The organism is Achromobacter spanius, from assembly GCF_003994415.1.
In the GTDB taxonomy this organism is placed as follows: Bacteria; Pseudomonadota; Gammaproteobacteria; order Burkholderiales; family Burkholderiaceae_B; genus Achromobacter; species Achromobacter spanius_C.
Genome location: NZ_CP034689.1, coordinates 3,590,882 through 3,604,227, shown reverse-complemented (window position 1 = coordinate 3,604,227; position 13,346 = coordinate 3,590,882). Strand labels below are relative to the sequence as shown.

12 protein-coding genes and 1 pseudogene are annotated in these 13,346 nt (G+C 64.9%); 7 read left to right on the top strand and 6 right to left on the bottom strand.

Annotation, left to right across the window (positions count from 1 at the left end; all coding sequences use genetic code 11):
• Window positions 1-96: 96 nt before the first annotated feature.
• Genes ELS24_RS16370 through ELS24_RS16355 form a run of 4 tightly spaced genes read right to left on the bottom strand, consistent with a single transcriptional unit; the run spans window position 97 to window position 3,885 of the window.
• Window positions 97-1,242, bottom strand: a complete 1,146-nt coding sequence (locus tag ELS24_RS16370; protein ID WP_127184713.1) for an ABC transporter permease — start codon at window positions 1,240-1,242, stop codon at window positions 97-99.
• Entirely contained in the window at window positions 1,239-2,216 is a 978-nt protein-coding gene (locus ELS24_RS16365) for an ABC transporter ATP-binding protein (protein ID WP_127184712.1), read from the bottom strand. The genes ELS24_RS16370 and ELS24_RS16365 overlap by 4 nt, the downstream gene beginning before the upstream one ends.
• The gene (locus ELS24_RS16360) at window positions 2,213-3,181 is read right to left on the bottom strand and encodes an HlyD family secretion protein (RefSeq protein ID WP_127184711.1); all 969 of its coding nucleotides are present in this window, start codon (window positions 3,179-3,181) and stop codon (window positions 2,213-2,215) included. The genes ELS24_RS16365 and ELS24_RS16360 overlap by 4 nt, the downstream gene beginning before the upstream one ends.
• Window positions 3,182-3,192: 11 nt before the next feature.
• Window positions 3,193-3,885, bottom strand: a complete 693-nt coding sequence (locus tag ELS24_RS16355; protein ID WP_232312039.1) for a TetR/AcrR family transcriptional regulator — start codon at window positions 3,883-3,885, stop codon at window positions 3,193-3,195.
• 237 nt (window positions 3,886-4,122) lie between these two features.
• Between ELS24_RS16355 and ELS24_RS16350 the strand changes: the two genes are divergently transcribed.
• The 3 genes and pseudogenes from ELS24_RS16350 to ELS24_RS16340 all read left to right on the top strand — a co-directional run bounded on the left by ELS24_RS16350 (window position 4,123) and on the right by ELS24_RS16340 (window position 6,630).
• Complete coding sequence (locus ELS24_RS16350) at window positions 4,123-5,160, top strand: NADP-dependent oxidoreductase (RefSeq protein WP_127184710.1); 1,038 nt, start codon at window positions 4,123-4,125, stop codon at window positions 5,158-5,160.
• Between the two features lie 25 nt (window positions 5,161-5,185).
• Window positions 5,186-5,865: pseudogene (locus tag ELS24_RS16345) on the top strand (type 1 glutamine amidotransferase domain-containing protein).
• Window positions 5,866-6,030: 165 nt separating this feature from the next.
• On the top strand, window positions 6,031-6,630 hold the full coding sequence (locus ELS24_RS16340; RefSeq protein ID WP_127184709.1) for an HD-GYP domain-containing protein: 600 nt from the start codon (window positions 6,031-6,033) through the stop codon (window positions 6,628-6,630).
• Between the two features lie 211 nt (window positions 6,631-6,841).
• Here ELS24_RS16340 and ELS24_RS16335 read toward each other — a convergent pair whose 3' ends face one another.
• Both ELS24_RS16335 and ELS24_RS16330 read right to left on the bottom strand, forming a co-directional pair.
• Window positions 6,842-8,437 (bottom strand): glycerol-3-phosphate dehydrogenase/oxidase, encoded by a 1,596-nt coding sequence (locus ELS24_RS16335; protein WP_050446979.1) that lies wholly within the window; start codon window positions 8,435-8,437, stop codon window positions 6,842-6,844.
• Window positions 8,434-9,252, bottom strand: a complete 819-nt coding sequence (locus ELS24_RS16330) for a DeoR/GlpR family DNA-binding transcription regulator (protein WP_205736910.1) — start codon at window positions 9,250-9,252, stop codon at window positions 8,434-8,436. The genes ELS24_RS16335 and ELS24_RS16330 overlap by 4 nt, the downstream gene beginning before the upstream one ends.
• Window positions 9,253-9,462: 210 nt before the next feature.
• Between ELS24_RS16330 and ELS24_RS16325 the strand changes: the two genes are divergently transcribed.
• The 4 genes from ELS24_RS16325 to ELS24_RS16310 are packed head-to-tail and all read left to right on the top strand — an operon-like array spanning window position 9,463 to window position 13,340.
• Entirely contained in the window at window positions 9,463-10,560 is a 1,098-nt protein-coding gene (locus ELS24_RS16325) for an ABC transporter ATP-binding protein (RefSeq protein ID WP_050446977.1), read from the top strand.
• Window positions 10,560-11,648, top strand: coding sequence for an ABC transporter ATP-binding protein (locus ELS24_RS16320; protein ID WP_127184707.1), 1,089 nt, complete (start codon window positions 10,560-10,562; stop codon window positions 11,646-11,648). The genes ELS24_RS16325 and ELS24_RS16320 overlap by 1 nt, the downstream gene beginning before the upstream one ends.
• A complete protein-coding gene (locus ELS24_RS16315; RefSeq protein WP_050446975.1) occupies window positions 11,645-12,535 on the top strand; it encodes a carbohydrate ABC transporter permease in 891 nt (296 codons plus the stop codon). Before ELS24_RS16320 ends, ELS24_RS16315 begins: the two co-directional genes overlap by 4 nt.
• On the top strand, window positions 12,528-13,340 hold the full coding sequence (locus ELS24_RS16310) for a carbohydrate ABC transporter permease (protein ID WP_050446974.1): 813 nt from the start codon (window positions 12,528-12,530) through the stop codon (window positions 13,338-13,340). The genes ELS24_RS16315 and ELS24_RS16310 overlap by 8 nt, the downstream gene beginning before the upstream one ends.
• Window positions 13,341-13,346 lie beyond the last annotated feature (6 nt).

Genomic DNA, 13,346 nt, shown 5'->3' with positions numbered 1-13,346 from the left:
GATGCGGCGGTGCGGCGCGGCACACCGGCTCAAGGCCAGGCCGACAGTCGCGGGCAACGATGAAACAGGGTTCAGGGCTAGGCGTGGCATGGCGCATCAATCCAAAGTTCGGCGGTAGAACTTCACGGCGGCGGTCATGACGACCGCGGTGAACAGCATCAGCGGCCAGATGCTGGGCCACAAGTCCCACCAGCCGTTGCCCTTGAGCAGGATGCCGCGAATCAGCCGGTTGAAGTGCGTCAACGGCAGCAGGTTGCCCAGGTACTGCGCCCACATCGGCATGCCCTGAAACGGGAACATGAACCCGGACAGCAGCAAGTTGGGCAGAAAATAGAACATGGTCAGTTGCATGGCTTGCAACTGGTTCTGCGCCAGCGACGACAGCGTGATGCCCACCGTCAGGTTCGCCGCCACGAACAGCAGCGCCGCCAGATACACAGACAGCAGGCTGCCCAGGATCGGCACATGAAAAACGAAATGCGCGGCCAGCAGGATGATGGTGGCCTGAATCAACCCGATGGCGATGTAGGGCACGATCTTGCCGGTCATGACCTCCAGCGGGCGCACCGGCATCGACAGCAGGTTTTCCATCGTGCCGCGCTCGCGTTCGCGCGTCATGGCCAGGCCCGTCATCATCACCAAGGTCATCGTCAATATCACGCCCATCAGGCCGGGCACCGTGTTGTATTGCGAGATCTGCTCTTCGTTGTAGAGCTGGTGCACGCGCACGTCGAAAGCCGGCTGCCCGCCCGCCAAGCCGGCTAGCGGCCCGGTCAGGTCTTTTTGCGCCACGGCTTGCGTCAGTTGTGTGGCCGCGCCAATCGCCATGCCGGTGGCCATGGGGTCGGTGGCGTCGGCCTCGATCAGCAGCGCTGGGCGCTCCCCGCGCAACAGCCGTCGCGAAAAGTCCGGCGGAATGGTCACCACGAACAGCACACGGCCTTGCGCCAGCGCGGCGCGGCCGGCTTCCTCGGAGTCCAGTTCTTCGGTGATATGGAAGTAGTCGGACGACTTCATCGCCGCGATGAAGCTGCGCGTGAACGGGCTGTGATCGGCCGTGATGACCGCCGTGGGCATCTGCTTGGGGTCGGTGTTGATGGCGTAGCCGAACAGCGCCAACTGCATGATGGGCAGGCCCACGATCATGCCGAACGTGATGCGGTCGCGGCGCAGTTGCAGAAATTCCTTCAGCACCATGCTCCACCAGCGCGCCCAGGAAAAGCCTTGCATGGCGCGCATCATGGGGGGCTCGCGAAGTTGTCGGTGGACCGGTTCATCAGGTAGATGAATACGTCTTCCAGGCTGGTGTCGATGCGTTCCAGGCGCAGGTCTTGGCCACGGATGGCGTCGCGCAGCGTGCGTTCCAGCAGATCGGCGTCCTGGCCGCTGATGTGCAGCGCCGACCCGAACGCCACGGTCTGGTCCACGCCCGGCGCGCTGCGCAGGCGCTGGCCCAGCGGCACCAGGTTGTGGCCGTGGATCGCCCAGGTGGACAGGCGCTGTTCGGCAATCACCTGTTCGGCCGTGCCTTGCGTCAGCAGCTTGCCGTACGAGATATAAGCCAGCTTGTGGCAGCGTTCGGCTTCGTCCATGTAGTGCGTGCTGACCAGCACCGAGATGCCGCGCGCGGCCAGCTCGTGCAGTTGCTCCCAGAAGTCGCGCCGCGCGGTCGGGTCCACGCCCGCGGTGGGTTCGTCCAGCAGCAGCAGGCGCGGCTCGTGCAGCAGGCAGGCGGCCAGCGCCATGCGCTGCTTCCAGCCGCCCGACAACGAACCCGTCAACTGGTTGGCGCGAGTGTGCAGGCCCAGGTCTTCCAGCGCGCGGTCCACCGCCTGCCTGCGTTGCGGCATGCCGTACATGCGCGCCACAAAGTCCAGGTTTTCGCGGATGGTCAGGTCATCCCAGTACGAAAACTTCTGCGTCATGTAGCCCACGTGGCGCTTGATCTGGGCACTGTCTTGAACAATGTCGTAGCCCAGGCAGGTGCCGCTGCCGGAGTCCGGCGTCAGCAAGCCGCACATCAGGCGGATGCAGGTGGTCTTGCCGCTGCCGTTGGGGCCTAGAAAGCCGAAGATCTCGCCTTCTTGAACACGCAGCGATACGTCGTTGACCACATGCTTGTCGCCAAAGCGCTTGTTCAGGCCGCGCACGTCAATCACGGCCTTGCCGGGTTCGGGTGCACCGTTTTGCGTGTCGGACGAGGCGGTCGCGTTCATGGCAGCGTCGCCTCGACCGGTTGCCCAGGATGCAGCCGCGCGGCGGCGTCCGGCGCGGGGCGCGCTTCCACCATGTAGACCAGCTTGCTGCGGCTTTCGCGGCTGTAGATGACGGGCGGCGTGTATTCGGCCTGGTCAGACACGTAGTCGATATTTACGGGTATCGGGTCGCCGCAGCCGTCGCAGCGCAGCGTGGCCGTTTGGCCGGTCTTCAGTGTGCCCACCACGGTTTCGGGCACGAAGAAGCGCACCTTCACATTGCCGGGTGGCAGCAGGCTGACCACGGGGCTGCCCGCGGGCACCCATTCGCCCACGCGGTACATCGTGTCGAACACTTGGCCCGCGGCCGGCGCGCCCAACTGCTTTTGCGCCAAGGTCCATTCCGCCTGCGCCAGCGCGGCGCGCGCGGCGGCGACTTGGGCGGCCTGCGCGCGGCGCTGGTCGTCGCGGCCGGGCAGGTTGGCCACTTCCAGTTGGGCGCGCAGTTCGCGCACGCGGGCGGCGTCCGACTGCGCCTGTTCACGGCTGTCGTCCAACTGCGCGCGCGCTATGCCGCCGATGCGGAACTGCGCCGTATCGCGTTGCAGTTGCGCGGCCGAGCGGCGGCTGGCGGCCTCGGCTTGCGCCAGTTGCGCGCGGCTGACGTCGATTTCCGCCGGCCGCTTGCCCGTGGCGATGTCTTCCAATTGCGCGGTGGCGGCCGCCAACTGCGCGCTGGCCTCATCGCGGGCGGCGCGTTCGCGCGTGGCCTCCAGCGTAAACAGTGGCGCGTCGGCGCTGACCTGCTGCCCGCGCTTGACTGCCAGCGCATCCAGGCGGCCGGCTTCGGAGGAGGCCACGTAGACGTAGTCGCCTTCCACATACCCCTGGTAGAACGGCGTGCTGTCCGGGCCGCAGCCGGCCAATAGCAGCGTCAGCACCGGCAGACCGGGCAGGAATCGAAGCAGAGCAGGGCGGGTGCGCATGGTCGGCATCCTTATCGGGCAGCGGAATGGGGCGGGGAAAGCGGGGCGGCCGGCGAGAACAGGCCGCCGGTCAGCATGGCAATGGCGTGCGCCGCGATCGCTTGGGTATCGATGGCTTGCGCCTGCGCGTCTCCTTGCCAGATGCGGCGCCACAGGTTGGACGTGGCAAGCGGCAGCAGGGTCAGGCCAAGAATGGAAAGAAACACCAAGCGGGGTTCAACGCCGGCCGTGATGGCGCCCTGATGCTGGGCCTGGCCGATCATCCCGGCAAAGGCGGCCAGCCGGTCGGTCGGCAGGTGGGGCAGCACCCGTTCACGCAGTTGCCCGCCTTCATTCACCACTTCATGCATCCACAACGCCGGCAGCCACGGCCGTTGCGTGGCGCTTTGCACGATGCGATTCACGATTTCCGTCAGGTAGGTGCGCGCCGCCGTGGCGGGGTCCGTGTCGGGCGCGGCGTCGGGGTCAATGGCGGTAGCAGGGTCCGACTCCGAGGCCAGTCGCACCGGCGCCCAGACATAGGCGATGACCGGCACCACCCGTTCCAGCACCACGGCATCGATCAGTTGGTCGCGGCTTCTGAAGTAGTAGTGCAGCATCGCCGGCGTGACGTTGGCGCGCTGGGCGATCTGCGCAATGGTGGTGGCCGCCACACCCTGCGCAGCGAACAGGCCGGTGGCGATGTCCAGCAATTGGGCGCGCATGGCGGCGTTGTCAGGACCCGAAGCACGCGCGGGGCGGCCGGGGCGACGGGTGGGGGCAGGCGGAATCGGGCACATGGCGCGCAGTTTAATTAAGTATTTAATTAATTAAAACAGGGTCGGCGTTAAATGTTGCAACGCGGGGCAGCGGGCATCGATGGTGTAATGGATCGGTTTCCCAATCCGCCGCCCGGGCCTTGCCTGCAAGGCCTGGGCGGCTTCCCCAGGAGGCTGGACTTCATGACGCAATCCCCGTCGATCAACCGCCGCATCGTGCTTGCCGCTCGCCCGCATGGCGAGCCCACCGATAGCGATTTCCGCCTGGAAACGGGCGAGGTCCCGCAGCCCGGTCCCGGCCAGGTATTACTGCGCACCGTGTACCTGTCGCTCGACCCCTATATGCGCGGCCGCATGAGCGACGCGCCGTCCTACGCCGAACCCGTGCAGATCGGCCAGACCATGGTGGGCGGCACGGTGACCCGCGTGCAAGCGTCCAATCACCCCGATTTCAAGCCAGGCGAATGGGTATTGGCCCAGTCCGGCTGGCAGGACTACGCCTTGTCCGACGGCGCCGGCCTGTTGCGCCTGGGCCCCAAGCCGCAGCATCCGTCGTATTCGCTGGGCGTGCTGGGCATGCCCGGCTTTACGGGCTACATGGGGCTGCTGGACATCGGCCAGCCCAAGGCCGGTGAAACCGTGGTGGTGGCCGCGGCCAGCGGCGCGGTGGGCGCGGTGGTGGGGCAGATCGCCAAGATCCATGGCTGCAAGGTGGTTGGCATTGCGGGCGGCGCGGACAAATGCCGCTACGTGGTCGACGAATTGGGCTTTGACGACTGCCTGGACCACAAGTCGCCCGACTTGCCTGGCCGTCTGGCGCGCGCCGTGCCGCAAGGCATTGATGTTTATTTCGAAAACGTGGGTGGCGCGGTGTTTGATGCCGTGCTGCCGCTGCTGAACCCACGCGCCCGCGTGCCGGTCTGCGGCTTGATCTCGGCCTACAACGCGACCAGCCTGCCCGATGGCCCGGACCGCCTGGCGCTGTTGATGCGCAACATCCTGACCAAGCGGCTGAAGGTGCAGGGCTTCATCATCTTCAACGAATACGCCCACCGCTATGGTGAATTCCGCGAAGCCATGGAAGGGCTGGTTGCGCAGGGCCGCATCAAGTATCGCGAAGACGTGGTCGAGGGCCTGGAAAACGCGCCACGCGGCCTGATCGGTTTGCTCAAGGGCGAAAACGCCGGCAAGCGCATCGTGCGCGTCGGTTCGGATGAATAAGCGCGTACCGCAATCGGAGCGAAACATGAAAATCCTGATCGTGCTGACTTCCCATGACACGCTGGGCGACACCGGCCGCAAGACGGGCTTCTGGCTGGAAGAGTTCGCAGCGCCTTACTACGCCTTTATCGACGCGGGAGCGGCGGTTACGCTGGCCTCGCCCAAGGGGGCCAGCCGCCGTTGGACCCCAAGAGTGATGATCCCGACGCACAGACCGACGCCACGCGCGGTTTTCGCCAGGATGCCGACGCCCAGCGCGTTTTGGCCAACACGCAGCCGCTGGCCGACATGCAGGCGGCGGACTTCGACGCGGTGTTCTATCCCGGCGGCCATGGCCCGCTGTGGGATCTGGCGGAAGACGCCAAGTCGGTTGCGCTGATCGAAACCATGCTGGCCGCCGGCAAGCCGGTGTCCGCCGTCTGCCATGCGCCCGGCGTACTCCGCCATGCCAAGACGGCCGATGGCAAGCCGCTGGTGCAAGGGCGGCAGGTAACGGGCTTTTCCAACAGCGAAGAGGCAGCGGTGCAGTTGACCGATGTGGTGCCGTTTTTGGTGGAAGACGAACTGACGCAGTTGGGCGGTTTGTATAGCCGTGGGCCGGACTGGCAGCCCCATGTGCTTTGCGACGGCTTGTTGGTAACGGGGCAGAACCCGGCGTCGTCGGTGGGCGTGGCAGAAGCGCTGTTGGCGCGCTTGAAGCAATGAAATTGTTCGGATAGCCGCGCGGCGCGGGGGGCAGGGAAAGCTGAGCCAACCCCGGTGCCGCTGGCCAGCGGGTCGTTGGTGTCGTAAAGATTGGTGCGCATTGTGTCAGAATTGCGACTTTCCGACATAAGCGCGCCGCTCAAGCGAGGCGCCGCGCGTTTCCTGATGCCTCCCGACGTACCCGAGTATCCAGCAAGTTCCTGCGAGGCCGCGCTGTTCGCCGCCATGCAGGCGCGTGACCCCGCCACCGGTCGACATTGCGGCCGTGTGGTCGCGCTAAGCGTGGCGCTGGCACAGGCCTGTGGCCTGTCCGAAAACGAACAACAGGCCGCCGCCGTGGCCGCGCGGCTGCACGACGTGGGCAAGGTCGGCACGCCGGACCGCGTGCTGTTTTCACCGCATCGCCTGGAAGGCGAAGACTGGGAAATCATGAAGTCCCACGCGGCGGTTGGCGCCGATATCATCATGCATAGCGCGATGCCGCAACGCGACCTGATCGCGCAAGCGGTGCGCCACCATCACGAGCATTTCGACGGCTCGGGTTATCCGGCTGGCCTGCACGGCCACGATATTCCGATGCTATCGCGCATTATTTCGCTGGCCGATTCGTATGATGCGCTGGGCGACGCGCGCCCGTATCACCCTGCGCGCGGGCATAGCGAGATCATGCGGATCCTGCATCGCGAAGCCGGTTCAAAATGCGACCCGGATTTGCTGCGCGTGTTCGACGCGATGATAGAAACGAGCACGCTGCGGGTGCCGTGAATCGCTGCGGGCATGCGGGCAACGTGCATCGATGCTCGTAGGATGGGTGTAGCGCGAGAAATCAGCCAATAGAAAGCCAGCCCATGCCGCGCGCAACCCATCAAGCAAGCGTGGATGCATTCCAACGTTGGCAAGAACTTCACGGGTGCTGATGGGTTTCGCGCGTAGTACGCCTGGTTTCTTTTGAAGGCGTCCCCGCGCTGCACCCATCCTACAGCCGATACGTCTTCGCTACCGTAGCCAGCTCTTGCAGCGTGCGTTGTTGCCACGCGGCGTCGTGGCCCAGCTCTTCGGCCAGTATGCGGGCGACTTCGGGGGCGGCCAGCATTGCGGCTTCCGCGTCCAGGAACAGCGCGCGGTTGCGGCGGGCCAACACGTCTTCGGCGCTGCGCGCCAGCTCAAAGCGTGCCGCGAAACGTACGTGCGCTTCCGACAAACCACTGGCCTTGACCAGCATGCGGTCGGCGCCCGGCAACGCCTTCAACACTGCAAGATCGCTGCCGTAGTAACTGTCTGGCGTGCCCGCATGCTCTTCGGACGGCGCCAGGCCCGCCGCGCCGTGCAACGGCAGCGATTCGGTCCGGCACGACGCCTGCGTCAGCAAGTGATGTTGAATCGCCGTGTCCACCACGTCCTGCGCCATGCGGCGGTAGGTCGTCCACTTGCCGCCCGTTACCGTCACCAGCCCGGCGTTGGACACCAAAATCGTGTGCTCGCGCGACAACTGCTTGGTCGACGCTTCGCCCGTGGCCTTGACCAGCGGACGCAGGCCCGACCAGACGCTGGTGACGTCGTCGCGGGTCGGCTTGCGGCTGAGGTAGCGCGCGGCGGTGCTCAGGATGAAGTCCACATCCTGCGCGCCGGCTTCCGGGTCCAGCGGCAGATCGCCGCGCGGCGTGTCGGTGGTGCCCACGATGGTGTGGCCGTTCCATGGCACCACGAACAGCACGCGGCCGTCGTCGGTCTTCGGGATAAGAATGGCGCGTTTGCCGGGCAGGAACTCTTGCGGCAAGGTCAGGTGCACGCCCTGGCTGGGCGCCACCATCGTGGCCGCGTTCTTGTCTTCCATGCGGCGCACGGCGTCCACCCAGACACCGGTGGCGTTGATCACGCAACGCGCGCGCAACGAGAAGCTGGCGCCGCCGATCACGTCTTGCGCGGTCACGCCGTCAATTTTGCCGTTGCTGGTGCTAAGGCCCGTGGCGCGCACGTAGTTCACGGCCGTGCCGCCCAGGTCGAACAGCGTGCGCATCAGGCTCATCGCCAGGCGCGCGTCGTCGAATTGGCCGTCGTAATACAGCACGCCACCCTTCAAGCCACGCCCGTTGACGTTTTCCGCCAGCGTGGGCGCATTGGCCAGCGTGTCGCGGCGCGACAACCAGCGGCTGGGCGCCAGGTTCAGCTTGCCGGCCAGCATGTCGTACATCTTCAGGCCGATGCCATAGAAAGGCTGGTCGAACAGGTTGTAGGCGGGCACCACGAAACCCAGCGGCCACACCAGGTGCGGCGCGTTGCGATTGAGCAGACCGCGTTCGTGCAGCGCTTCGCGCACCAGACTGACATTGCCTTGGGCGAGATAGCGCACGCCGCCATGCACCAGTTTCGTAGCCTTGCTGGACGTGCCCTTGGCAAAGTCGGCGCCTTCGATCAGCAAGGTGCGGTAGCCACGCGCGGCGGCGTCCACGGCGGTGCCCAGGCCCGTTGCGCCGCCACCGATGACGATGACGTCCCAGGACGGCGTGTTGTCCAGCGTGGACAGCAGGCGGTTGCGATCGGGCGGGGTGACGTTGGCGAGCGGTTGGTTCATAAGTTGGATGCGGAATTATTCGTGGGGGTCTCTACGCCGGCTCCATTGGGCGCGGCCGCGACTTCGCAGCGCACGCCGGAATCCAGCAGCACCTGCGCCAGGGGTTCCTGCGGGTGCGCGTCGGTAAAGAATCGGTCGATTTGCGAGATATGCGCCAGTTCCACCATGGCCTGGCGTTTGAATTTGCTGCTGTCGGCGGCTAGCCAGACTTCGCGCGATTGTTCGATGATGGTTCGCGCCACACGCACTTCGCGGAAGTCGTAATCGCGCAGCGTGCCGTCGGCTTCGATGCCCGAAATGCCGATCAGGCCGATATCCACCTTGAACTGGCGGATGAAATCCATGGTGGCTTCGCCCACGATGCCGCGGTCGCGCGAACGCACCACGCCGCCGGCCACGATGACTTCGCAATCCGGGTTGTCGGACAGGATGTCCGCCACATGCAGGTTGTTGGTAATGACGCGCAGGCCGCGATGGCGCAGCAGGGCGCGCGCGATGGCCTCGGTGGTGGTGCCGATGTTCAGGATCAGCGAACAGCCGTCCGGCACGGCGCGCGCCACGGCTTCGGCAATGCGTTGCTTGCCCGCGGCGTGCAGCCCCTGGCGCTTGCGGTAGGCAATGTTCTCGATGGTGGACGCTTCAATGCGCACGCCACCATGAAAGCGCGACAGCATGCCGGCTTCGGAAAGAATGTTGACGTCGCGCCGCACGGTCTGCAGCGTGACGTCAAAGCGTTTGGCGAGCTCTTCGATCGTGGCCGAGCCTTGGGCCCGCACCATTTCGACCAACGCGCTCTGTCGTGGATTCAGTGTCATATTCGCATGATAAAACAACAAAAGCGAAAAATAATGCCGCACTGCAAGATTGTTTTTTGTTCGCTTCTTGGGTAAAACGCAAAAAAAACGAAAGATACCTGAAAGAGTATGCTCATCCTGTTACGCCATTGCGCGTAGCGGCTGGGGCGCTGTACCGAATACCGAAGTCCGTTTTAAAACAGGGACATATAAGTAGGTTGAGGAGACTAGATGCAGCTGACCTTGGACAGGATAGGTTTGCGGGCCGGCTCGCAAACGCACCTGACTCCCATGAGCCTGGCCCCCGTGCCGGGAGCCATGACGGTGCTGCTGGGGGTGACCCTGGCGGGCAAAACCTCGTTGATGCGCATCATGGCCGGGCTGGACCGACCCACCGAAGGCCGCGTACTGGTTGACGGCGTGGATGTCACGGGCGTGCCCGTGCGCCAGCGCAACGTCGCCATGGTGTACCAGCAATTCATCAATTACCCGTCGATGTCGGTCTACGACAACATCGCGTCGCCGCTCAAGCTGCGCGGCGAAAAGGACATCCGCGAAAAAGTCCGCGCCATGGCGGCCCGGCTGCACATCGACCATCTGCTGGCGCGCTACCCGTCGGAACTGTCTGGCGGGCAGCAGCAGCGGGTGGCGCTGGCCCGGGCTTTGGTGAAGGACGCGCCCCTGATCCTGCTGGACGAACCCCTGGTCAACCTGGACTACAAGCTGCGCGAAGAACTGCGCGACGAGCTTTCGGAATTGTTTGCCGAAGGGCGTTCCACCGTGGTCTACGCCACGACCGAACCGGGCGAAGCCCTGTTGCTGGGAGGCCACACCGCCGTGCTGGATGCGGGCGAGCTGCTGCAATACGGCCCCACGGCCCAGGTCTTTCACCGCCCCAATTCCATACGCGTGGCGCGCGCATTCAGCGATCCGCCCATGAACCTGTTCGCGGCCCGGCGCACGGACACGGGTTTCGTCCTGCAAGGTCAGGTGGCGGTTGACCGCGACCTGCCTGCGCAGGCAGGCGCCGACATCACCGCGGGCCTGCGCGCGGGCGCGCTGGACGTGGAACCGCGCCCCGGTCATGTGGGCCTGGCCGGCGTGGTGAAGCTAGCTGAAATTTCAGGTTCCGACACCTTCGTGCATGCGGAAACGGCCGCGGGCGACGTGGTGGCGCAACTGCCGGGCGTGCATCGCTATACCTTGGACGAGCGCGTGCAACTGTATTTCGACCCGGCCAACACCTATGCATTCAACACCGGCGGCGCGCTGTTGGCCGCCCCTCTGGCCGCACCGCGCCATCCGGGCATGAACGGGGAGGCGGCCTGATGGCGCAGATCGAGCTGGACCTTTCCCATTCCTACGTGGCCGACCCCAAGACCGACGACGACTACGCGCTGCTACCGCTGCAATTCACCTTTCGCGACGGCGGCGCCTATGCCTTGCTGGGCCCGTCGGGCTGCGGCAAGACCACCTTGCTCAACTGCGTATCGGGTTTGTTGCGCCCCTCGCACGGGCGCATTTTGTTTGACGGCCAGGACGTCACGGCCAAATCCCCGCAGGCGCGCAACATCGCGCAGGTGTTCCAGTTTCCCGTGGTCTACGACACGATGACGGTGGCCGACAACCTGGCCTTTCCGCTGCGCAACCGGGGCGTTGCGCCCGAACACATCCGCGAACGGGTGGGCCGCATTGCCGAAATGCTGGAGATGTCGCACGTGCTGGACCGCCGCGCCAGCGGCCTGACGGCCGACGCCAAACAAAAAATATCGCTGGGCCGTGGCCTGGTGCGCAATGACGTGTCGGCCATTCTGTTCGACGAACCCTTGACGGTGATCGACCCGCAACTGAAGTGGGAGCTGCGGCGCAAGCTCAAGGAAATTCATCACGAATTCAAGCTGACGCTGATCTACGTGACGCACGACCAGACCGAAGCGCTGACGTTTGCCGACCAGGTCATGGTGATGGCGCGCGGACGCGCCGTGCAGGTGGGCAGCGCGGACGATCTCTTCGAACGGCCGGCGCATACCTTCGTGGGCCATTTCATCGGGTCGCCCGGCATGAACTTCCTGCCGGCGCAATGGCGCGACGATGCGCTGTGGGTGGGGCAGACGCGCGTGCAAGGCGCCACGCCCGAAGTGGCCGCAAAGCTGGCTAACGCCGGCCCCATCAAGCTGGGCGTGCGCCCCGAATACCTGCGCCTGACAGACGCGAACACGGCGGGCGCTGTACCCATGCGGGTAGAGCGCGTGCAGGACGTGGGCACCTACACCTTGCTGGTGGCCGACTTCGAAGGCACGCCCGTGCGCGCCCGCTTGGGCAGCAATATCGTGCCCGCCGCCGTCGGCGGCACCGTCTGGTTGTCGGTGCTGAATCCGCACACCTGCTTTTATCGCGACGAGGTGCTGATCCCATGAAACCCATTGATCACCGGGCCTGGTTCCTGGTTTTACCCGTGGTGTTGTGCGTGGCGTTCTCGGCCATCTTGCCGCTGATGACCATCGTCAACTACTCCGTGCAAGACATCATTGCCCCGGACCGCCGCGTCTTCGTGGGCACGGAGTGGTTTGCCGCCGTGCTGCAAGACGAAGAACTGCATGGCGCCTTGTTCCGCCAGATCGGGTTTTCGCTGGCGGTGCTGGCCATAGAGATTCCGCTGGGCATCTTGCTGGCCTTGTCCATGCCCGCCAGTGGTTGGCGCGCGTCGGCCGTGTTGGTGATCATTGCGCTGTCCTTGCTGATTCCCTGGAACGTGGTGGGCACCATCTGGCAGGTGTTCGGCCGCACCGACATCGGCCTGCTGGGCGCGACCTTGTCGTGGCTGGGGGTGGACTACAACTACACCGGCAACGACGTGGACGCCTGGGTGACCGTGCTGGTCATGGACGTGTGGCACTGGACGCCGCTGGTCGCGCTGCTGTGCTATGCGGGCCTGCGCGCCATTCCCGACGCCTACTACCAGGCCGCGCGCATCGATGGGGCGTCGCGGCTGGCGGTGTTCCGCTACATCCAACTGCCCAAGATGCGCGGCGTGTTGATGATTGCGGTGCTGCTGCGCTTCATGGACAGCTTCATGATCTACACCGAGCCCTTCGTGCTGACGGGCGGCGGGCCGGGTAACGCCACGACGTTCCTCTCGCAGTACCTGACGCAAAAGGCCGTGGGCCAGTTCGACCTGGGCCCCGCCGCGGCGTTCTCCATCATTTACTTCCTGATCATCCTGCTGCTGTGCTTCATCCTCTACAACTGGATGCAGCGCGCGGGCACGACCGGCGGCGTCGACGAGGAGCATCCCCATGCGTGACCAATCCACCTGGTGGCGTACCGCCTTCCTGATCCTGTACCTGGTGTTCGCGCTGCTGCCGCTGTACTGGATGCTGAACATGTCGTTCAAGACCAATACCGAAATCGTCAGCACACTGACGCTGTGGCCGCGCGACTTCACCTTCGAGCATTACCGCACCATCTTCACCGACCCCGCCTGGTATTCGGGCTACATCAATTCCCTGATCTACGTCGTCATCAATACGGTGATTTCGCTGGCGGTGGCGCTGCCAGCGGCCTACGCGTTTTCGCGCTACCGCTTCATCGGCGACAAGCACGTGTTCTTCTGGCTGCTGACCAACCGCATGACGCCGCCCGCCGTGTTCCTGCTGCCGTTCTTTCAGCTCTACAGTTCGTTCGGGCTGATGGATACGCACCTGGCCGTGGCGCTGGCGCACCTGGTGTTCAACGTGCCGCTGGCCGTGTGGATTCTGGAAGGCTTCATGTCCGGCGTGCCGCGCGAAATCGACGAAACCGCCTATGTCGACGGCTATTCCTTTCCCCGGTTTTTCCTCACGATCTTCCTGCCGCTGATCAAGTCGGGCGTGGGCGTGGCGGCGTTTTTCTGCTTCATGTTCAGTTGGGTGGAATTGCTGCTGGCGCGCACGCTTACGTCCGTCAACGCCAAACCCATCGTGGCCACCATGACCCGAACCGTGTCGGCGTCCGGCATGGATTGGGGCGTGCTGGCGGCGGCCGGCGTGTTGACCATCGTGCCCGGCGGCATCGTCATCTGGTTCGTGCGCCACTACATCGCGAAGGGCTTCGCGATGGGCCGCGTGTAGAAGGGG